Source organism: Amycolatopsis jejuensis (assembly GCF_000717335.1).
GTDB lineage: Bacteria > Actinomycetota > Actinomycetes > Mycobacteriales > Pseudonocardiaceae > Amycolatopsis > Amycolatopsis jejuensis.
The window spans coordinates 237559-257726 of the sequence record NZ_JNYZ01000007.1 but is presented as its reverse complement, the minus strand read 5'-3'; the positions used below and the strand labels follow the sequence as shown (position 1 = coordinate 257726).

Below are 20168 nucleotides of genomic sequence, written 5' to 3'. Positions count from 1 at the left end.
ACCACCCCGCGACGAGCACATAGACGGCGAGAACGGCCACCACCGTGCCGGTGCGGCGCTGGGCTGGGCCGAGCGCTATCGGCAGCGTTGCAAGTGGGCGCCTTCGCGGTTCCAACAGGCGCGTAACCGGTGACGGCGCGGCGGACCGTCCCGGGAGCGGTCTGGACCGCCAACGTGACCGGGTGCCCTTGGTGGGTAATTCTCCGGAGATTGGCGGTCCGGGGCGGAGGCAAGACCGTCGGCGATCGCCCCGGCCTGGTGCGCGGAGAGATCGCCTGCGGACACAGCTTTGTGCGGCAAGGGCAAGCTGGCCGCAGCTTGCGTGGCCCGGGTGCGGGTCTTGTGCACGAGTAGGCGCAGGGCGGCCAGGAATGCCGGGGCAGCGGCGTGGCAGGGAGTGCCGTCATCCAGTTCCCGGATGGCGTCCGGTCGCCGGGCGTAGGCGAGGTTCTGGACTCGTCGGGTGGTCGGGGTTCTTTGTCTCAGCTCCAGGTCTGGCGGCTGCCGGGCCGGGAGGATCGCTGTCTCGGGCACCTCACCATCATATCGAACATGCGTTCGAGTATGGGTCGCTCGAATCGGGCGTCCTCGGCCACCCGTCTGAGGGGCGGACCTCGCCGGGTGGAGTCGAATTCCGCGTGTCGCGGGCGAAATCTGCCATTCGCGGCATCGATGTGCCCGTGGAGTGGGGGTACGGAGTCCGGCTGAGGCGAGAGGGTGGCCCCTTCGATCGAAGGGCTTCAGCAATTGCTAATATTCGCAATTGCTGAACCCTTCCACTCCCGGGTCCAGCGGAGGAGGTCCCGTGAGCAGGCCGCTTTACCAGCTGAAAGCCGAGTTCTTCAAGACGCTCGGGCACCCCGCGCGGATTCGCGTGCTGGAGTTGCTGTCGCAGCGTGAGCATGCCGTTGCGGAGATGCTGCCTGAGGTCGGGATCGAGGCGGCGAACCTGTCGCAGCAGCTGGCGGTCTTGCGGCGGATGGGGCTGGTCACCACGCGCAAAGAGGGGTCCAGCGTCTATTACTCGCTGATCAGCCCGCAGGTGGCCGAGCTGATGGCGGTCGCGCGCGAGATTTTGACCGGGGTGCTTTCCGGGCAGGTCGAGTTGCTTGACGACCTTCGCACTGTGCAGGCCGGGATCGAGCGGGCGCGGGAGAGCTGACGTGCGTGCGGGAGGTGTGCGGTGCTGAAGCTGTGGCGCAGGATTCGCCGGACCGGGCGGGCGGCGGAGGGGCCTCCGGAGCGTCCGGAGGCGCTGGCGAAAGCGCGTGAGCTGGGCGGATCGGTGCAGTTGCGGCACGTCGACGCGGGGTCGTGCAACGGGTGTGAGATCGAGATCGGGTCGGCGTTCGGTGCGGTTTATGACGCCGAGCGGTACGGGGCTCGGCTGGTTGCGTCGCCGCGGCATGCGGACGGGCTGCTCGTGACGGGGCCGGTCACGCGGAACATGGCGGAACCGTTGCGGCGTACGCACGAAGCGGTGGCGCGGCCTCGGCTGGTGGTCGCGATCGGTGACTGTGCGCGGGACTGTGGCGTGTTTTCCGGCGCGTACGGCGTGACCGGGGCGGTCCGTGACGTCGTGCCGGTCGACCTCGAGGTGCCTGGGTGCCCGCCGCGGCCGGAGGCGATCGTCGAGGCGGTGCGGAAGCTGACCGGCCGGTGAGCGAGCCGATCAACCTCGCCGCCGTCGGGCTTGGCGCAGCGGTAGCCCTCGGACTCCTCACCGCCCTCCTCGCGATCCTCCTGCCTGCCCGGCAACGGACCATCGCAGCGGGCATCGGCACGGTCCTCGCCGGTGCGGCGGGTGCGGTGGCCGGAGGGGCCGCCCTCGCGGGGCAGACGGCGCAGGTCAGCCTGCCGTGGCTGCTTCCGTTGTCCGGGATACACCTCGGCCTCGACCGGATGGGCGGGCTCTTCATCGCGGTCACCGGGGGAGTGGCCGTGGCTGCCGGGGTGTACGGCGCCGGCTACCTGCGGCACGGGCTCCGGGCGCGCACGGTCCAGGCGGTACAGCCGTTGTTCGTCGTGGCGATGCTGCTCGTACCTGCGGCGTCGTCGGTCGGCACGTTTCTCGCGTGCTGGGAGCTGATGGCGGTCACCTCGCTGATCCTGCTGCTGGCCGAGCACCGGGAACGCCCCGCGGTCGCGTCGGCCGGGCGGTGGTACGCGGTCATGACGCACCTCGGGTTCGTGACTGTCCTCATCGGACTCCTCTGGTTCGCCGACCAAGCCGGTGGCGACAGTTTTGCCGCGCTGCGCAACGCATCCCTGCCCAGCGGCGCCGCGAGCGGGATCTTCCTCCTGACGTTGGCCGGGTTCGCGTCGAAGGCAGGCATCGTGCCGCTGCACGCCTGGCTGCCGCGGGCGCATCCGGAGGCGCCGAGCCACGTGTCGGCGCTGATGTCGGCGGCGATGGTCAACCTCGGCGCATACGGCGTGCTCCGCGTCGGCGTCGACCTGCTCGGCGGCGGGCCGGGCTGGTGGTGGACCGTCGTGCTTGTGCTGGGGGCACTCTCGGCGGTGTACGGCATCCTCCAGGCCGCTATGACGTCCGATCTCAAACGGCTGCTCGGGTATTCGACCACGGAAAACCTCGGCCTGGTCTTCGCCGGGATCGGCGCGGCGGGGCTCCTCGAAGCCGCAGGTGCGCGGGTACCCGCCGGGCTCGCGCTGGCCGCTGCGTTGCTGCACGTCGTGGGTCACGCCGCGTTCAAGACGTTGCTGTTCCTCGCCGCCGGATCCGTCGTGCGCGCAACCGGCACCGGAGACCTCGACGCGCTCGGCGGCCTCCGCACCCGGATGCCGTGGACGACGGGCATGTTCGGGCTCGGCGCGCTGGCCGCGTCCGCGCTGCCGCCGGGGACCGCGTTCGTGTCGGAATGGCTGCTGCTGCAGGCGTTGGTGCACGGTCTCCCGTCGGCAGCGGTGACCATGCCGCTCACCGTCGCGGCGATCGCGCTTACCGCGGGGTTGGCGGTGGCGACGTTCGTCAAGGCGTTCGGTATCGGATTCCTTGCGAAACCCCGTGGTCCGGGCGCGGAGCGGGCGATCGAGAGCCCGCTGACCATGCGGGTCGGCATGGGGATTGCGGCGCTGGCGTGTCTCGTCCCGGCATTGGTTCCGGCGCTGGTGCTTCCCGCGATCACCACGGGCGATCCGGTCGCGCGGGACCTGATCGCGGTGCGGCTCAACGGGGTCACCGGCATGGTTTCGCCGCTGCTGATCACCGCCGGGCTGCTCGGCGCGGCAGTGCTGGTGGTCGCGGGCGTACGACTGCTGGCGACGCGCCGGGAGCGTCGTGAAGCCCGGCTCTGGGACTGCGGCGGCGGACCGTCGACGGCACGGATGGAGTACACCGCCACGTCCTTCGCCGAGCCGCTGCAACGGGTTTTCGACAACGTCGTGCGACCGGAGACCGATGTGGACGTCGGACATTACGACGAGGCGCGATACCTCGTGCGCCAGGTCGCGTACCGCCGCGAGGTGCCGGATCGGATCGAACGCCTGCTGTACCAGCCGGTGCTCACCGCAGCGGCTGCGTGGGGCCGCGCCGGGCGCAAGCTGGCGACCGGGAGTGTGCACCGCTACCTCGGATACGGCTTCTCCGCGGTGGTTTTCGCCTTCGTCGTGCTGGCGGTGACCCGATGATCGCGCTGCTCCAGGTAGTCCTCATGACTGCCGGAGCACCGCTGCTGACCGGCTTGATGCGCCAGATCCGGGCCCGGTTCGAAGGCCGCGCCGGAGCCGGGGTACTGCAACCGTGGCGGGACCTGCGGAAGTTGCTGCGGCGCAAGGAATCCGTGACTCCGCGCGGCACCGGCAGCGTGTTCCGCACGGCGCCGGTCGTGCTCATGGCCACCACGCTCCTGGTCGCCTTCGCGGCCCCGTTCGTCACCACCATCCCGGTGCTGCCCGCGGTGTCCGACACCTTTGCTGTCGTCGCGCTCCTGGCGCTCGGCACCGCGGCACTCGTGCTGGCCGGGCTCGACACCGGCACGGCGTTCGGCGGGATGGGCGCCAGCCGGGAGATCACGGTGATCGCCCTGGTCGAGCCGACCTTGCTCGTCGCGATCCTCGCCCTCTCCGCCCGTGCCGGGACCACCGACCTGTCCGCGATCGTCTCGTCCACAGTGGACGATCCGGCGCGCGTCGGGTCACCGGTGAGCCTGCTGGCCGCGGTGGCGCTGATCATCGTGGTGGTCGCCGAAACCGGACGGCTGCCGGTGGACAATCCGGCCACGCATCTCGAGCTCACCATGGTGCACGAGGCGATGGTGCTGGAGTACGCCGGTCCCGACCTCGCGCTGGTCGAGCTGGCGTCCTCGATGCGGCTCACCGTCTTCCTCGGACTGCTGGCAAATCTCTTCGTACCTTGGGGAATCGCGACGACCACCACCCTGCCCGCAGTGCTCGTCGGGGTGGCGGCGCTGGTGGTCAAGATCGGCCTGCTGGGCGTGCTGCTGGCCGGGGCCGAGGTGTTCCTCGCGAAGCTGCGGCTGTTCCGGGTACCGGAGCTGCTGGCCGGATCGTTCCTGCTGGCGCTGCTGGCCGTCGCGGCGTCCTACGTCCTGCCCGGAGGTGCGTCGTGACCCAGCTGCTGTACCTGATCTGCGGGCTGTTCCTGTTCACCGCGGTACTCGTGCTGTGGCGGCGCGAGCTTCCGGTGCTCGTACGGGTGCTGGTGGCGCAGGGAGTCGCGCTCGCCGCGATGGCGGCGGTGCTCGGGCTGGCGGTGACCGCGGTCGGGCTGCTGATCCTCCGTGCCGGAGTACTGCCGTGGCTGGTCCGGCGGATGACCGCGCAGCAAGGTCCTGATCGGCGCGAGACGCGTCCCGTCGTGAACGTGACGGCTTCCCTGCTTTCCGCCGCGTTGCTGGCCTTGGTGGCGTACGCGGTGTCGCGGCCGCTGGCGGCGCTCGATCCGTCGCCTGCGTCGGCGGCCGTCGCGGTGGGCCTCACGGTGGTGCTGATCGGGTTCTTCGTGCTGGTGACGCGCCGCCGGGCGGTGTCCCAGCTGGTCGGATTCCTGGTGCTGGACAACGGGATCACCGCGACCGGCCTGCTGCTCGGCGCGGATCCAGGGCTGCTCGTGGAGATCGGGGTGTCGCTGGACGTGCTGCTGGCCGTACTGGTGCTGCAGATCCTGTCCGGCCGGATGCGGCAGCTGTTCGGCAGTACGGACCTCGGCGAGCTGCGGGAGTTGCGCGACTGATGGCGGTTCTGGTCTTGGTGGTCCTCGCGGTGCCGGCGGTGACGGCGCTGGGGTTCCTCATCCCCGCGTGGCGGCGCGGCATCCTGTGGGCGGGCGCGGGAAGTGCCGTGGCCGGGCTCGCCGCGGCCATCGCGCTGGCCGCCGCGGTGGTGCAGTCGGGCCCGGTGACCGCGCTGGGCGGGCTGCTGCGGGCGGATGCGCTGTCCGCGTTCCTGCTGGTGGTGATCGGTGCGGTCGCGGTACCGGCGACGCTGGCGAGTCCGGGGCATTTCGCGGCGGAGCGCGCGGCCGGTCGCGCGACCCCGCGGACGGCGGCGCGGCACGGCCTGCTCGTACACCTCTTCCTCACCGCGATGACCCTCGCCGTGCTCGCCGCCGACCTGGGCCTGCTGTGGGTCTCGATCGAGGCGACCACCGTCGTGACGGCGTTCCTCGTCGGCCAGAGCCGCACCCGGACGGCGGTCGAGGCGGCCTGGAAGTACGTCGTGATCTGTTCCGCCGGGCTTGCGCTGGCGCTGCTCGGGACGCTGCTGCTCGGCTATGCGTCCGGACATGCCGGCGGCGGGCTCGGGTTCACCGAACTGGCCGCGCACGCCACCGGTCTCGACGACGGCGTCACCCGGATCGCGGTTACCTTGCTGGTACTCGGTTTCGGGGCGAAAGCGGGGCTCGCGCCGCTGCACGCCTGGCTCCCGGACGCCCACTCGCAAGCCCCCGCGCCCGTGTCGGCGCTGATGTCCGGCGTGCTGCTCGCCGTTGCGTTCTACGCTGTGCTGCGGGTGAAGGTGATCTCCGACGCCGCCCTCGGTGCCGGGTTCGCGCGCGGGCTGCTGGTGGTGATGGCACTCGCGTCCCTGCTGGTAGCCGCGACGCTCCTGCTCGCCCAGCGCGATTACAAGCGGATGCTGGCGTATTCCAGCATCGAGCACCTCGGGCTGGTGTCGTTCGGCGCGGCGGTGGGCGGACCCGTCGCGACCGCCGCGCTGCTGGTGCACGTGCTCGGGCACGGGCTCGTCAAAGCGGTGCTGTTCCTCTGCGCGGGCCGGGTTCTGCAGGGCACCGGCACGAGCCGGATCGACCGCGTCCGCGGCCTGGCCGCCCGCGGTCCGGTGCTGGCCGGCTGTCTCGGCGCCGGGGTGCTGGCGCTGGCCGGGCTGCCGCCGTTCAGCCTCTTCGCGAGCGAACTGGGTCTCGCGCGGGCCGGATTCGCCGGGGGACTGGGCTGGGTCACGGCGATCGTGCTGGTGCTCGTGCTGGTCGTGGCGGCGGCGCTGGCCGGGCACACCACGCGGATGCTGCTCGGCGAGCCACCCGGCGGTCCGGGCGCGGCACTCGCGCCGGTCGCGGTACCCCGGACGACCCGGGTCGCGCTGGTCGTTCCGCTGGTTGCGGCGGCCGCGCTCGGGTTCGGGACGGGCCCGCTGACCGCGCTGCTGCACGCGGCGGCGTCGATCGGAGGCGGCTCGTGAACCTGCTTGCCCCCGAAGAGCTTCCTGCGGCCGCGAAAGCCTTGCTGGACCAGGGATTCCGCGTCGCCCTCGTTTCCGGGCACGACGATGGCGACCACCTGCGCGCGGTGTACGTCTTCCTCGCCCCTGCGCCGGACCGTCGGACCGAACTGCACGTGCAGCTGCCGAAGTCCGCTCCGCGGGTGCCGAGCCTCGCCCGGCTGTCGTTCCCGGCCGGCCGGTTCGAACGCGAGATGCGGGACCTGTTCGGCATCGTGCCGGAAAACCATCCGCAACCGCGCCGGCTGGTCCGGCATTTCCACTGGCCCCGCGGCTGGTACCCGATGCGTGCCGGAGCCGGTGCGCCGCCGGAGTTCGGTGCCGTCGACGGCCCGTACCCGTTCCGCGCGGTCGAGGGCGACGGCGTGTACGAGATCCCGGTGGGCCCGGTGCACGCCGGGATGATCGAGCCGGGGCACTTCCGGTTTTCCGTGGTGGGCGAGACGATCCTCAATCTCAAGGCGCGGCTCTGGTTCGTCCACAAAGGACTGGAGACGCTGTTCCCCGGCCGGGCGCCCGGCGACGGGATCGAGCTGGCCGAGCGGATCAGCGGTGACACCGCGGTCGGGCACGCGCTGGCCTACTGTCTGGCCGTGGAGGACGCGCTCGGCTGGGAAATGTCCGCGGGTGCAGCGCGGGTACGGGTGATTCTGCTTGAGCTGGAACGGATTCACAACCATGTGGCCGACCTCGGCGCGCTGTGCAACGACGTCGGCCACTCCGTGCTGAATGCGCACGCCCAGACGGTACGCGAGAAGTTGTTGCGGCACAACGAAGAAGTCACTGGTCACCGGTTGCTCCGCGGCGCGGTACAGCTCGGTGGTGCGCGGCTGAGGCGGATGCCGGACGTCGCGCGCGTGCGGTCGCTGGCGGCCGAGGCCGAGGAAATCGCCTCGCTGGCGCTGGAGCATTCCGTGGTGCGCGACCGGTTTGCGGGTACGGCGGTCTTGTCCGCGCAGCAGGCGGCGGACCTCGGCACGCTCGGGTACGTCGCGCGCGCCAGCGGGCTCGGCCGGGACGCCAGGTACGACCATCCCTTCCTCGACCTGGGCAAACCGGTGCAGCACAGCCGGACCGACGGCGATGTGCTGTCCCGGTTCGTGGTGCGGGTGGAGGAAATCGGGCATTCGGCGGCGCTGGTGGAACAACTGGTCGCGAAGCCGGACGTGACGCCGCCGCCGGTCGCCGAGGGGCCGCGGTCTGGGATCGGCGTGGTGGAGGGCTGGCGCGGGACGATCGTGCATCGCGTCGAGCTGTCCGGCGGCGTGCTGAGCCGGGTGAAGGTGGTGGACCCGAGCTTTTTCAACTGGCCTGCGCTGCCGGTCGCGCTCGTGGACACGATCGTCCCCGATTTCCCGCTCACCAACAAGAGTTTCAACCTCTCCTACGCGGGCAACGACCTGTGATCACACCGGAGGCGACATGAGCGAATTCGTGCGGGAGCTGACGCGGGGGATCGCGGCGGAGCGCAAGGCGATCGAGTCGGCCATCGGCGACGAGGCGGACGGGCACCGGGCGCGACTCGCCGAACTGCTGGAAATCGCCCGGCACCACGGAATCGACGTCACCGGCCCGGAAGACCCCGGCGAGTCCGGCCGATGACCGCCGCGATGCGGCCGGAGTTGGCCGTGGTCGGGGACGACCCGTCGTTGCTCACACAGCTGCGGGCTGACGCTGCCGCGCTCCGCGAGCACACCGGGGTACCCACGTCGGCCTTCGCGGTGCGGTCGCGGAATGCGGGCGAGCTGTCGGTGGCGCTGCGGTCGTTGCCGGGGGAGGTCGCCGCGGTGTACCTGACCGGCGCGGAACCGGGGAAAGCCCGTGCTGCACAACGTGATCTGGCGCTGGGCGGCGGAATTCCGGTGATCACCGAGGAGGAAACCACCGGAATCATCCTGACGGCCGCCGCGCTGGTCCGGTCGCGGCGGCTGGAGGTCGCGCCGTTCGACGCGAAAATCGTGGTGGCCGGCTCGGACACGATGCCGCTCCTGGTGCCGCTGCTGGTGGCGTCCGGCGTGGGCGACGTAGTGGCCTGGCGAAGCGGCGACGCGCCCGGGTACCCGCTCGGGACGGTGGCGGAAAGCGCGACGGTGGTGGTCGACCTGGTCGGCGCTTTCGAGGGTGCTGCATTGACGATGCCGTCCGATCGGCATGCGCCGCTGCTCCCACTGCCGGGTTTGTTCGCGGCGCTGCGCCGGGGTTTGGTGGCACGGCCGGTGAACGACCCGCTGTACCAGCTGGACGTGCACCGAGCGTGCGCCCACGCGCTGACCACCCTGACCCCGGTGGACCGGCTGCTGCCGGAACTGTCGGACCCGGACGTGGGGACGCGGGTGCTGGACGCGATCGTGGAAGCGTTACGGCCGCCCCGGAAACGGTGAGGTTCACGAGGCGTCGTCAAGACCCAGGTGATCGGACTGGAGCTGGGGCGGCCGGTAAGGGGCGCCGTCGAGGGTGGTACCGGTGAAAGTGACGGCGCTGTCGAATTCGGCTCCGGCAAAGGTCGTGTAGCTGGAGAGGTGCACCCGGTCGAACCATGCTTCGCCGTCGAAACGAACCCGGTCGGTGTAATCGCGGTGCGCGGCTGATTCGTCCTCGGACGTTGCGTCGGTCATGAGCCTTGCGTCGACGAACCTCGCGTCCCGGTCGAACTCTGCCGCGCTGAAGCGGACGAGGCCTTGCAGGAGCGTTCGGATGAAGTACGCGTTCTGACAGAACTTGGCTTGGCGAAAAAGCGTGGTTCCGACGAATTCCGCGTCTTCGAACCGCGCGTCGTCGCAGAAGACGGCGTTTTCGAACTGAGTGCTGCCGGTGAAAGTGGCTCCGACGAACCAGGCGGCACTGTCGAACGTCGTTTCGTCGAAGCGGGTTGCGCCGGTGAAGGTGGCTTCGTGAAACCATGCTTCACCGACGAAGTGCGCTCCGGTGAAACTGGCGTTGTGGAGGGTGCTGCCATTGAGCGAGAAATCGAAGAGGACCGCGCCGGACAGGTCGAGCTCCACGTCCTCCCAGAATTGTTCCGGTCTCGCGCCGGGCGTGAGGTGCTGGACCAGCAGGCGTTGCGCGGTGAGCCGGACTTCCCGTTCCTGCCGGGGTTCCGGGCCGACGCCAGAGGTGGCCAGGTCATACGGCATCCGCAGGTAGGCGCTGAGCACATTGGTGATCGTCGGGCGCAGGCGGGAGTTGTCCTGGGCGAGGCGGTCGAGCGCGTACAGCCCGGCCAGCCGCACCGGGGCCGGATCCGCACCGAGCTGCTCGACGGCCTTCAGGTAGAGCTCGTTGATCCGCCGTTCGGTCGCGTCGTGGCGGGCGTCGGTGTTCGCCTGCTCGCGCAGGCGCAGGTCCGCCCGCTTCGTGGCGAGATCTCGTTCCGCCGTTTGCTGCCGGCGGGCGGCCAGCAGGAGGGCCAGCGCCCCGCCGGTGCCGACCACGATCGTGCCCACCGTCCGGATCCCGTCCAGCCGGACCCGGTCGGCTTCGGTTCCGTTGCCGTACCGGGTGAAGAGGAACCAGCACGCGGCCGCCGCGACGGCGGCCATCGTCACGGTGCAGATCAGGATCGTGCGGCCGGAGAGGATCCGGCCAGTCTCGTCGTCGGGTGTCGCGGAGGGGCCGCCCATGCCTCCATGATCATCCGTTCCTGCGCGGAGGGAAGGGCCGATCGGGGGAATACCGATCCGGTTCAGCGGTCGTAATACGTGGTCGGTGGTTCCGGCCACTGCCGGGTCGGCGGAGGGGGTTCCCGGCGGCTGCGCTTCTTCCGGTGGACCGTCCGGGCGTTCGCCGCCATGCTGCTGACCACGATCGCGATCACCAGGCCGATCACCAGGTTGATCGCGGCCGTCGCGATTTTCGCGCTCAAATCCACCGTCAGCGTGAGCGGCAGGACCACCGCGATGGCCGTCACCAGCACCATGATCCAGCCGAAGAACTGGCCCGGCGCCGGGGTCGCGACGCTCAGCAGGTGCATCAGCCCCGTGGCCAGCAGTGCGACCACGGCGGCTGCGATGGCATACGTCGGCGTGCTCGCCTTGCCCCAGATGCCGTCGCCTTTCGGGGCCAGTACCGGTACTTCGAAGATGCCGCGCGCGATCAGCAGGCCCACCACTGCCACCAGTGCCGCGATCACCGCTGTCGCCACTCCGCCTGCCCACAGCCGGGCTGCGTCGATGCCGGGCCGGGTGTCCTCCTCGAATCCGCCGTAGCCGCCGGGGTACTGCTGCGCCATCACGATCCCTCCGTCGCCGGGTGGTCTTCCCCGATTGTCCCGCTACTGCGGGGCATCCGCCGGATCGATTGTCACCCTGCGAAGCCGGAACGCCAGCACCGCCAGCATGATGCCGTACAGCACCGCGTAGATGCCGATCAGCAGCGCGACCCCGTACGCGCCCGCGATCGGGTGGATCAGCACCAGCACCCCGGCGATCACCGACACCGCACCGGCCGCGATCAGGAACCCTTCGCCGGTGATTTGCTTGCGCAGCCGGATCGCGGCGACGATTTCCATGATCCCCGTGACCACCGCCCACGCCCCGACGAACGTCGCCAGCACCAGCACGGTCAAGGCCGGCCACACGAGCGTCAGCACTCCCGCGGCGAGACCGAGCAGCCCCAGCAGCGCGTACGCGATCCGGTGCGTGGCATCGCCCGGCCGGAACGCCTGCACGAGGCCGCCGATTGCGTCCACCAGCACGTAAATCCCGAACAGGAAAGCCAGTGCCAGCACGGTGATCCCCGGCCAGACCAGCGCCAGCACGCCGAAGAGCACCGCGAGCACGCCGCGGGTGAGGACCAGCGGCCACGCCCGCCGCGGATCGAGCACGGCGAGGCCGAAGACGGGCGGGGTGGGGGTCGTGGCCATGGCTGCCTCCCAAGTCTGGTGCTGACCTGGGGAAACGGTAGCGGGACCGCGGCCGTCCCGCCGGGACCTCACCCGATCGGGGGCGTTACCACGTCACCGGGAGCGCCGCGAACCGCCACGTGCCGGGGTCCGGGACCCGCTGCGCCTCCACCACCCGCAGGCCCGGGAACCGGTCCAGCAACGCGGTCAGCGCGACCTCCACCTGCACCCGCGCGAACGACGCGCCGAGGCAGAAATGCGGTCCGTGCGCGAATCCGAGGTGCGCACCGGAAGCACGGCGGACGTCGAACCGGTCCGGATCGGCGAACACGCGGGGGTCCCGGTTCGCGGCGGCAATCGACGCGGTCACCGGCTCGCCTCGGCCGATCTGCACGCCGTGCAGCTCCAGGTCTTCGATCGCCCGCCGCGGAATCGTCAGCAGCTGCGAACCACACCACCGCATCAGTTCCTCGACCGCCCCCGGCCACCACTGCGGTTCCTCGCGCAGCACCGCGAGCTGGTCCGGATGCGCCAGCAGCGCCTCGACCGCGTTGGCGATGGTGTTCGCCGGCGTCTGCCCGGCCAGCACGAGCTGCCACACGAGCGCGACGGTCTCGGTCTCGCTCAGCCCCGCGCTCGTCAGATGCGCCAGCATCGCACTATCCGGTTGTCCCACCAGGGATCGTGCACCGTCGATGATGCCCGGGACCGCGGTCGCGAACCCCTCGCCGGACACGCGGACGACCGCGGCGCCGAACTCGTGCCACCGTGGCCGCTCGGCCTCCGGCACGCCTACCAGCTCGCAGATCACCTCCATCGGCAGCGGCTGGGCGAACTCGGCGAGCAGGTCGAAGGGACCGTCGAGCCGATCCAGGTACTGCGCGACGATCCGCTCCATCTGCGGCCGGAAGTCCAGCGCCCGCCGGGCCGCGAAGGCCGGGGTGGTCAGACGGCGCAGCCGGGCGTGGTCGGGACCCTCCATCTCCTGCATGGTCCGCAAGTACGGGAGGCAGTGCTCGGGGACGTCCGGCCGCTGGTAGGTGCCCTCGCCGAGGGCGAACCGCGGGTCGGTGAGCATCGCGCGGGCCTCGGCGTGCCGCGTCACCACCCACATCGGCGGGAAGCCGGGACCCACCAGCTTCGCCAGCGGACCCTGCTCGCGGGCCGCGCCGTAGGCGGTGAACGGGTCGCTCGTGACGGCCGGGTCGGTCAGATCGAGCTCGGGAACAGGCACGAAACCTCCAGATGTTCAGTTCAGATGATCTCATCATATGCATGATGACGGTATCTTGGCGAGGAGCACACCGGGAGGAACGGCGATGGCGCGGCTGACCAGGGCACAAACGCAGGAGCGCAACCGTGCGAAGGTGCTCACGGCCGCCCGCGCGGAGTTCACCGAGCGGGGGTTCCGCGGGGCCAAGATCGACGTGATCGCCGAACGGGCCGAGCTCACCCGCGGCGCCGTCTACTCCAACTTCCCCGGCAAGCGGGCGCTGTACTTCGCGGTGCTCGCGGCCGAGGCGGAACGCTTCGCCGCCCAGCCGCCGGACCCCGACCCGGGCCTCACGCCGTCCGAAGTCCTCGGCGCTTTCGCCCGCGCCTGGGTCGCCCGGCTGCCGCTCGCCACCGACCCGGACGCGCGTCTCGGCGTCGACCTCCTACCCGAAATCCTCGCCGATGAGCTCACCCACCGCCCGTACGCGCAGCTGCTGCGGTTCGACGCGATTGTGCTCGGCCTCGTACTGGAACGGCTTTCGCCGTCGTCGGGCCGGCTGGTGCGAGTGGCGGAGGCGGCGCTGACCATGCTGCACGGCGCGAGCCAGTTGGCCGCGGCGGCGCCGGGATTCGGGGAGCCGTTCAACGTCGTGCGCGCCTGCGAGGCGCTGCCTGGCCTGGGGCTCGCGGACATCTGGCCCGAGCCGCCGATCGTGCCGCAGGCGCGCGCGGTCGCGGAAACGTGGGCGCCGCCGGAGGTTTTCGACGTGTTACGGGCGCGTCCGGCGCGCATCGACGGCGACGGCGTGGTCGCGGTGATCGGCTTGCACCGCCTGTCCGCGGTGGAAGAAGCGCTGCGGGCGGCCGAGGAGGTCACACTCGTTGTGGTGACTGGGCAGCCGGGTGAGCTGGTACCGCTCACGAATCTGGTTTTCGCGGACCTGCGGGGGTTGCTGCTGCGGTCGTGCCCGGAACAGGCCTGGCCGCGGCTGCGGGTGATCGTGGACGAGCCCGGCGCACTGGCCGCCGCAGCAGGGGTTTCCGCGGTGAGCGATGCCACGGAGACCGCGGTCCGGGTCCACAATGGACGGATCGTTTCCCGCGCGGAAGGCTTCGGCGCCTGCCACGCCGCCGCGATGGTGCCAAGTCCGTGAAGGGAACCATCCGGGAATCTGGTTCCGTGATGGTTCCCTTCACGGAACGGGGTCAGCCGATCCGGTAGTGGTACGGCAGGGCCGCCAGCACTTCGCCGGTCCCGACCTGCGGCAGGCCGGTCACGCCGGTCGGCAGCGTCGGCACGGTCACCACGTTCAGGTGCCCGCTCACCGGGTCGCCGGGCTTGCCCGACGGCGTGATCGTGACCGTGATCGTCGCCGTCTCGCCCGGTTTCAGCAGCTGCGGCGTGCCGCCGGTGCCGTTCGGGTCCACCGACTGGCCGTACGGGTCACCGGTCGACGACGTCACCGCGCCGTCGAAGCCCGCGGTCCGGATCGACGCCGTGTAGCTCGCGTGTCCGGCCGGCGCGCCAGCCGGACCGAACGGCCCGATCTCCTGCACGTCCGCGAACCACACGCCCTTCGTGACGTACCCGGATTTCTCGCCGATACTCGCCACCGAAACCGTGCTACCGCCCTGCGCCGCTTTCAGGTCGCCGAGCACGTCGATCCCCGCGGCCGAGCCCTGGATCTCCACCTGCGCGGGCACCGTCGACGACGTCGCGACCGTGAACCGGCTGGTGTCCGGCGGGATCGAGTACACCGGCGCGTTCACGTTCAGCTCCGGCAGATCGACCTCCGTCGACCCCTGGATCGGTTGCGGCTGCAGCGTTTGCTGCGTGTTGGTCCGCGCGTCGATGCCGATGGCGATGGGCTCGACGCCCGTGTTGCGCACGGTCACCGGTACCGTCACCGGCTTCCCGGCGGCAAGCTGCCCGGGCAGCGGAGGTGCGGACACCGAAACCTGGTCAAAGCCAACGGTTCCGGTGAACGGCTGCTCGATCTGCTTGCCGGTGACCGGGTTCTGCACCACGAGCACGAGATGCCAGCGGCCGGGTAACGGATTCGCGTCGGTGAGCTGCAGTCCAGTGCCCTGCCCGAGCGTCGTGGGCGAGGTGAGGAAGGCGTTGCTGTTCAGGTCGGCGAGCTCGCCGTTCGGGTCGACCAGCACGCCGTCCAGCAGAGTGCCGGGGTCCTGGAGTTTCACCGCGACGTCCAGGTCGTGCTTGCCGCGGGGCACGTCGAACTCGTACGCGAACGTCTGCGCCGGTGACACCGCACGGGCGTTGCCGCCGGTGATCGTGCCGGCGAAAGTGCCGTTGTTCGACGGGATCAGTGCACGCAGCACCGCGGACACGGCGGTCTGGTGGCCGTCGGAGCTGCCGAAGGTGACCGAGTAGTCCGCGTCTCCGCCGACGGACGGCGTCTGCAGCGCGAGGTGCACCGGTTTCGTCTGACCCGGCTTGAGCTGCAGGATCTGCGGCGACACCTGGCCGTACGGGACCGCCCGCTGCGCGGTGGTCGCCAGCTGGATGTCCCCGGTGTACCCAGTGGGCCCGGACGCCGAGTACAGCACCGCGGTCCACGTCCCCGCGGCCGGGCGGGTGACGTCCACGTTCGCGTAATTCGCCGTCGCGGGTCCACCCTGCGGGCGGCTGTTGGCGACGAAAGTGCCGTCCGGGGCCAGCAAAGTCAGCCGGACCACCGGGGTCACCGATTGGCCGTTGACCGTCTTCGGGCTGCCCTGCCACGCCATCCGCGTCAGCAGCCGCTGCGCACCGGCCGGAACGGAGAACGTGACCTTCTTGTACGCCCAGTTCGTGCCGTTGTAGTAAACGAAATTCGGCAGCGTCTTGGAGTCGAACGGGGTGGTCTGCGTCTGCGTGCCGATCGGGGTGAACGTGCGCGTGCCGGTGCTGACGGTGAGCGGTTTCGTGCCCACGTTCGTCACGTTCACCGACGCGTGCTGCGTGCTGCCCGGTGCGCCTTCCAGGGTCAGCTGGTCCGCTGACAGCGCGATGTTCGATGACACTCCCGACGGAGCACCGGTGGACCCGGGTGCGGTCAGCGCCGCTTCCACCGCGGCTCGCGCGTCGAGGAGGCCGGAACCCTGCTCGTCGGCCGGAAGGCCCAGGTCGCGCGTGGTGCCGGTGATGAACTGCTTGACCTGCGCGGGCGTCGGCGACGCGCCGTGGTGCGTGGTGCGGTAGCTCTGGATCACCAATGCGGCGACCCCCGCGGTGAGCGGAGCCGATTCACTGGTACCGCCGAACGATTCCAGGTCCGTCGGTTGCGGCACGGTCCGGAAATTGCGGCATTCGGAGTAAGCCGGGGAACAATCGGCCCAGTTTCCCTCTCCGGGCGCGACGAGATCGATCGTGCGGCCATTCTGCGTGATGCCCGAAGAGGACAGTGCCGAAATGTTGTCGCTCACCCATTTGCCGTTCGAAAACGGGAAAGCGGCGTACGTGGTTTGCGCATACAGCCGGTTGTCCGTGGTCGCGCCGGTGGAGATCACCAGCGGGTCGGTGGCCGGGCTGCCGATGGTGGACGTGGTACCCGCGTCGCCGCTGGACGTCGTCACCGTGACCCCGGCGGCCACGGCCTGGTCGTTGAAGACCTGGAACAGGTTGCGGGAGCTGGCATCCGGGTACTGGTTGAGGCCGAGCGACTCGTTGAGCACGTCGACGTGGTCCACCGTCACCGCGTAGTCGATGGCCTGCAGTACGGCGGAATTCGTGGCGGTGGAACCGAAAACGTTCAGCCCAACCAGGCTCGCGCCCGGCGAAACGCCCTTCACGACGATGTTGCAGCCGGGTGGAAGCGGATGTTTCTCGTTCACGAACTTCGACAGGTCATGGACCACGACGCCCTGCGCGGCGATCGACGAAGCGTCGCCGAATGCCTCGGCCCCGGCGTCCGTCGTGTTCGGGCCGTCGCCGGAAAAGTCCTGGTAGTCGGAGAAAACGTGGCTTCCGTCGGGCCGGATGAAGTCGGCGTAGTTCGGGTCCATGTTGTCGGCCAGGAAGGCGACCTTGACGCCGGATCCGTCGGCGAGGTCGTGCGCGCTCTTCTCGCCGTACGCGTGGATCGACGTGAGTGCTTCGGGTTCCAGCAGCGGCTTGGCCGGGTCGGCCGGGCAGGTCGCGTTGGGCGCGCTCGACTGGGCTTGTCCACCCGCTTTCGGCGCGGCGGCCGGAGCGGCCGGTTTCGGGTCGGGCAGGGTGACCTTGCTGTCCGGCAGCACCTGCGCCACGGCCGGATCCTGCGCGAGCTGGGCGGCTTGCGCGGACGTGACGGTGGCGGAGAAAGCGTTGCCCAGCGCGAAATGCTTGACCTTCGCCGGGGCCGCGCCGGTGAGCTTGGCCAGCACTGATTCCTGTTCCTGCGTTGCTTTGGCGCGGCGGGTGTCCGTTTTCGTGGGCGGCGCGCCGGGCAACTGGTCGGCGAGGACCACGATCACCGACTGCGGGGTGGTGTCGGCGGCGGTGGTGGCGGCCTGCGCGGGCGCGGTGACCCCGGCCAGCACCAGACCGCCGGTCGCCGCCATCACGAGGGTACGAACGGATCTGGAGGAACGCCGCATGTGCAGCTCCTGCTTCCTGCTCGAAGGGTTCGAAAGGCACCGGCCCCGACGAAATCGGGCGCGCCCGATTTTCCCGGCGAAAGAACTCTGGCGAACGGCGATGCGTTCCACAAGCGACAATGGTGGGGAAGAATCCCGGCAAACGGGACTGCATTGTCCGACGCGAGGGTATTCGGTCCTCTTTGCCGGAATCCTGTCTGTCCGAAGTGGACTGAATGCGCAGAATGCGGGGCCGGGCTACCGTGGTCCCTTCGACGGCGAGGGGAGACCGGGATGTCCGAGCACGTGACCACCGCGGCGGAGCTGTTCGACGCGATCGGCGCCGGGTACGAGGAGGCGTTCGGCCGCCCGCCGATGGTCGCGGCGGCGGTGCGGGACCTGCTGGCGGTGCTGCCGCCGCAGGCGCGGGTACTCGACGTCGGCAGCGGGACCGGCCGTCCCGTCGCGGCCGATCTCGCCGCGGCCGGGCACCGCGTCACCGGGATCGACGTGTCCGCGGAAATGGTGCGGATCGCGCGGGAGCAGGTGCCCGGAGCCGAGTTCGTACACGCCGACGTGCGGGAATGGGAGTCGGCACCGGCGACGTGGAACGCGGTGTGCGCGTTCTTCCCGTTCCTGCAGATGACGCGGGCGGAGACCGGGCAGGTGCTGGCGTCGGCCGCGCGCTGGCTGGTGTCCGGCGGGCGATTTGCGCTGGTCACCGTCCCGGCCGACCTCGAGGATGTCCCGGTCGACTTCCTCGGCCATCAGGTGCGCGTGACGAGTTTCCCGGCGGATGCGCTGGCCGGCCTCGTGCGCGCGTCCGGCCTGGAGGTGACGGACACGCGGGCGGAGACGTTCGCGCCGGACCAGCCCGGCGCGCAGCCGGAGGAGCATTTGCTGATCATGGCGCGTAAACCCGGGAAATGACGACGGGCGGCACCTCCGCGGTCCCGGGAAATACGCCGGGAAATGCGCGGAAATGCCGCCCGTCCGGACGGGGGAGCCTTACTGCGGCGGCTGCTCGCCGGGCTGGTCGCCGCCGAAGCGCTCCTTCAGCTTGTCCGCGCCCGACTGGATCTGGTCGCTGTGCTTGCCGCCGGTTTTCTCGTCGGCGAAATCGGCGGCCTTGTCGATGCCCTCGCCGACCTTGTCCGGGTTCTTGCCCGCGAATTCCTGGATCTTGTCCTTGGCCTGGTCGAAAAAGCTCATCGGTATCCTCCTTGATCTTTTCGTGACCTTCGCGCCATGGATACCAGCCGGGTACCCGGGAGGCGCGCCGGTGAGACACCGATCCCCGGTTCGGGTGAGGATTGTCCGCGGATCGGGCCACGGGTGGGTTACCCCACACCGCCGGGTCCGGACTGGGCCGGAAGGTAATGTCGGCGCGGCACCGGAGCCGGAGGAGGGCACGTGGCGGGACCGTTGAGCGGGCTGAAAGTCGTCGAACTGGCGGGAATCGGCCCCGGGCCGCACGCCTGCCTGGTGCTCGCCGACCTGGGCGCGGACGTCGTCCGGGTGGAACGGCCGTCCGGCTCGCTCAACCTCAGCGGAGGGCGTCCGGACCCGATGCTGCGCGGCCGCCGGTCGGTCGCGGCGGACCTCAAGACCCCCGACGGCCGCGAGCTCGTGCTGCGGCTGGCGGCGAAGGCGGACGTGCTGGTCGAGGGCCTGCGCCCGGGTGTCACCGAGCGGCTGGGCGTCGGCCCGGACGACTGTCACGCACGCAACCCCCGGCTGGTCTACGGCCGGATGACCGGCTGGGGCCAGTCCGGTCCGCTCGCCCAGCGCGCCGGGCACGACATCAACTACATCGGCCTCGCCGGCGTGCTGCACGCGATCGGCCGCGCGGGCGAACGCCCGGTGCCGCCGCTCAACCTGGTCGGCGACTTCGGCGGCGGGTCGATGTTCCTGCTCACCGGCGTGCTTTCGGCGCTGTGGGAACGGGAACGCACCGGCCGCGGCCAGGTCGTCGACGCGGCAATGGTCGACGGCGCGGGCGTACTGGCGCAGATGATGTGGGCATTGCGCGGCACGGGTTCGTGGTCCGACGAGCGTGGCACGAACCTGCTCGACGGCGGCGCGCCGTTCTACGACACGTACGTCTGCGCGGACGGCCGTTACGTCGCCGTCGGCGCGCTCGAACCGCAGTTCTACGCGGCCATGATCGAGGGCCTCGGCCTGTCCGCGGACGACCTCCCGCCCCAGCACGACCGCGACGGCTGGCCTGCTTTGCGAGCGACGTTCACCCGCGTGTTCCTCACCCGCACCCGCGACGAATGGGCCGCGCAGTTCGCCGACGTCGACGCGTGCGTCACGCCGGTGCTCGCGCCCGACGAGGCCGCCGCGCACCCGCACATCGCCGCGCGCTCGGGCCTGCTCTCACTGGACGGGATCACCCAGCCCGCTCCGGCACCGAGGTTTTCCCGCAGCACCACGGATCTGCCGTCGCCGCCGCCTGCACCCGGCGCCGACACCGACGCGGTGCTGGCTGACTGGGAAGCCTGATTTCCGCTGCTGGCCGGAACAGCGGCGGTGAACCTGCTGTTCGCTCGTCTTGCCGGTGAACACGGCGTGCCTTGCTGGTGAACCTGCTGTTCATCCGGTGTGCCGGTGAACGCGGCTTGTCTACCCGCCTTGCCGGTGAGCCCGCTCCTCATCCGGTGTGCCGGTGAACGCGGCTTGTCTACCTGTCCTGCCGGTGAGCCCGCTGTTCGCCCGTCTTGCCAGTGAACCCGGCGTGCCTTGCTGGTGAACCCGCTGTTCTCCCGTCCTGCCGGTGAACGCGGCCTGCCCGTGCTGCCGGTGGTCTTGGCGCGGTTCGTACCCTTCG

18 protein-coding genes are annotated in these 20168 nt (G+C 70.5%); 12 read left to right on the top strand and 6 right to left on the bottom strand.

All coding sequences use genetic code 11. From position 1 onward, the window contains the following. The first annotated feature begins 805 nt into the window (after window positions 1-805). From OO71_RS11240 to OO71_RS11200, 9 genes are read left to right on the top strand one after another with little or no spacing between them, the layout of a single operon-like run. Window positions 806-1162, top strand: a complete 357-nt coding sequence (locus OO71_RS11240) for an ArsR/SmtB family transcription factor (protein ID WP_033289623.1) — start codon at window positions 806-808, stop codon at window positions 1160-1162. Window positions 1163-1183: 21 nt separating this feature from the next. Then, window positions 1184-1663 carry an NADH-quinone oxidoreductase subunit B family protein gene (locus OO71_RS11235; RefSeq protein WP_211260488.1) on the top strand — a complete coding sequence of 160 codons (480 nt, stop codon included), beginning with the start codon at window positions 1184-1186 and terminating at the stop codon, window positions 1661-1663. Beyond that, window positions 1660-3648, top strand: coding sequence for a proton-conducting transporter transmembrane domain-containing protein (locus tag OO71_RS11230; protein ID WP_245633633.1), 1989 nt, complete (start codon window positions 1660-1662; stop codon window positions 3646-3648). Before OO71_RS11235 ends, OO71_RS11230 begins: the two co-directional genes overlap by 4 nt. Continuing rightward, entirely contained in the window at window positions 3645-4589 is a 945-nt protein-coding gene (locus OO71_RS11225; protein ID WP_033289622.1) for a respiratory chain complex I subunit 1 family protein, read from the top strand. Before OO71_RS11230 ends, OO71_RS11225 begins: the two co-directional genes overlap by 4 nt. Then, complete coding sequence (locus tag OO71_RS11220) at window positions 4586-5212, top strand: hypothetical protein (RefSeq protein ID WP_033289621.1); 627 nt, start codon at window positions 4586-4588, stop codon at window positions 5210-5212. Before OO71_RS11225 ends, OO71_RS11220 begins: the two co-directional genes overlap by 4 nt. Next, window positions 5212-6681, top strand: a complete 1470-nt coding sequence (locus tag OO71_RS11215; RefSeq protein WP_033289620.1) for a proton-conducting transporter transmembrane domain-containing protein — start codon at window positions 5212-5214, stop codon at window positions 6679-6681. Before OO71_RS11220 ends, OO71_RS11215 begins: the two co-directional genes overlap by 1 nt. Further along, entirely contained in the window at window positions 6678-8126 is a 1449-nt protein-coding gene (locus tag OO71_RS11210) for a hydrogenase large subunit (protein WP_033289619.1), read from the top strand. Before OO71_RS11215 ends, OO71_RS11210 begins: the two co-directional genes overlap by 4 nt. A 16-nt stretch (window positions 8127-8142) precedes the next feature. Beyond that, window positions 8143-8322: a hypothetical protein gene (locus OO71_RS11205; RefSeq protein WP_033289618.1), complete on the top strand. Its 180-nt coding sequence runs from the start codon at window positions 8143-8145 to the stop codon at window positions 8320-8322. Beyond that, window positions 8319-9101 (top strand): hypothetical protein, encoded by a 783-nt coding sequence (locus tag OO71_RS11200; RefSeq protein ID WP_033289617.1) that lies wholly within the window; start codon window positions 8319-8321, stop codon window positions 9099-9101. The genes OO71_RS11205 and OO71_RS11200 overlap by 4 nt, the downstream gene beginning before the upstream one ends. Window positions 9102-9104: 3 nt before the next feature. On the opposite strand, the gene OO71_RS11195 is transcribed toward OO71_RS11200, so the two are convergent. The 4 genes from OO71_RS11195 to OO71_RS11180 all read right to left on the bottom strand — a co-directional run bounded on the left by OO71_RS11195 (window position 9105) and on the right by OO71_RS11180 (window position 12794). Then, window positions 9105-10340: a pentapeptide repeat-containing protein gene (locus tag OO71_RS11195; protein WP_051791428.1), complete on the bottom strand. Its 1236-nt coding sequence runs from the start codon at window positions 10338-10340 to the stop codon at window positions 9105-9107. 62 nt (window positions 10341-10402) lie between these two features. Continuing rightward, window positions 10403-10948 carry a DUF6069 family protein gene (locus OO71_RS11190; protein ID WP_033289616.1) on the bottom strand — a complete coding sequence of 182 codons (546 nt, stop codon included), beginning with the start codon at window positions 10946-10948 and terminating at the stop codon, window positions 10403-10405. Between the two features lie 42 nt (window positions 10949-10990). Further along, window positions 10991-11581 (bottom strand): HdeD family acid-resistance protein, encoded by a 591-nt coding sequence (locus OO71_RS11185; RefSeq protein ID WP_033289615.1) that lies wholly within the window; start codon window positions 11579-11581, stop codon window positions 10991-10993. 85 nt (window positions 11582-11666) lie between these two features. Beyond that, entirely contained in the window at window positions 11667-12794 is a 1128-nt protein-coding gene (locus OO71_RS11180; protein ID WP_033289614.1) for a cytochrome P450, read from the bottom strand. An 85-nt stretch (window positions 12795-12879) separates the two neighbouring features. On the opposite strand from OO71_RS11180, the gene OO71_RS11175 reads away from it, so the two are divergent. Next, entirely contained in the window at window positions 12880-13929 is a 1050-nt protein-coding gene (locus OO71_RS11175) for a TetR/AcrR family transcriptional regulator (protein ID WP_033289613.1), read from the top strand. 52 nt (window positions 13930-13981) lie between these two features. Here OO71_RS11175 and OO71_RS11170 read toward each other — a convergent pair whose 3' ends face one another. Further along, window positions 13982-17356 carry a S8 family peptidase gene (locus OO71_RS11170; RefSeq protein ID WP_033289612.1) on the bottom strand — a complete coding sequence of 1125 codons (3375 nt, stop codon included), beginning with the start codon at window positions 17354-17356 and terminating at the stop codon, window positions 13982-13984. Between the two features lie 273 nt (window positions 17357-17629). On the opposite strand from OO71_RS11170, the gene OO71_RS11165 reads away from it, so the two are divergent. Further along, window positions 17630-18265, top strand: coding sequence for a class I SAM-dependent DNA methyltransferase (locus OO71_RS11165; RefSeq protein ID WP_033289611.1), 636 nt, complete (start codon window positions 17630-17632; stop codon window positions 18263-18265). Between the two features lie 78 nt (window positions 18266-18343). Here the strand turns inward: OO71_RS11165 and OO71_RS11160 are convergent, their stop codons facing one another. Then, window positions 18344-18547 (bottom strand): antitoxin, encoded by a 204-nt coding sequence (locus tag OO71_RS11160; protein WP_033289610.1) that lies wholly within the window; start codon window positions 18545-18547, stop codon window positions 18344-18346. Between the two features lie 201 nt (window positions 18548-18748). Between OO71_RS11160 and OO71_RS11155 the strand changes: the two genes are divergently transcribed. After that, complete coding sequence (locus OO71_RS11155) at window positions 18749-19843, top strand: CaiB/BaiF CoA transferase family protein (protein ID WP_033289609.1); 1095 nt, start codon at window positions 18749-18751, stop codon at window positions 19841-19843. Window positions 19844-20168: the final 325 nt, after the last annotated feature.